Below are 470 nucleotides of genomic sequence, written 5' to 3'. Positions count from 1 at the left end.
TTAATCCTAGAGGCATTTAATTACCGTCAAAAGCCCAAAGGACAGCGACAAATATTGATGCATTTAGCTCACAATCGCACCCCGATGTGCCGCAGTAAAATTCGTCGATTGATGAAGAAATTCAATTTAGTGTGTCCGATTCGTAAGCCTCGTTTTCAACGCCAAGTATCTGCGGAGTATCAGGCTGAACATGTCAAACCCAACTATGTTAAACGTGAGTTTAGAGCTTATGGACCGCGTTCCGTGCTGTTGACGGATATTACTTATTTGCCGTATGGCAGGCAGAAGTGGGCGTATTTAGCGACGGTTAAAGATGCCTTTACGAACGAAATTCTGTCTTATAAACTCAGCCCGATGCTTCATATTGCGTTTGTTTTGAAGATGATACGACAACTTATCGCCCAGCATCCGGTGAGTTTAGCGACGCAAACCCTGATTCATTCAGATCAAGGGAGTCACTTTACCAGTGT

General features: G+C 43.8%; 1 protein-coding gene. It reads left to right on the top strand.

Going from position 1 to position 470, the window contains the following annotated elements:
• Window positions 1–57 precede the first annotated feature (57 nt).
• The coding region (locus ACEN33_RS12500) for a DDE-type integrase/transposase/recombinase (RefSeq protein ID WP_407095218.1) at window positions 58–470 on the top strand (413 nt) is incomplete at its 3' end.

The sequence above is a fragment of the Ruoffia sp. FAM 24228 genome (genome assembly GCF_045528575.1).
GTDB lineage: Bacteria > Bacillota > Bacilli > Lactobacillales > Aerococcaceae > Ruoffia > Ruoffia halotolerans.
Note: the sequence above shows the minus strand (reverse complement) of the source record. Positions and strands in the feature narration are given on the sequence as shown.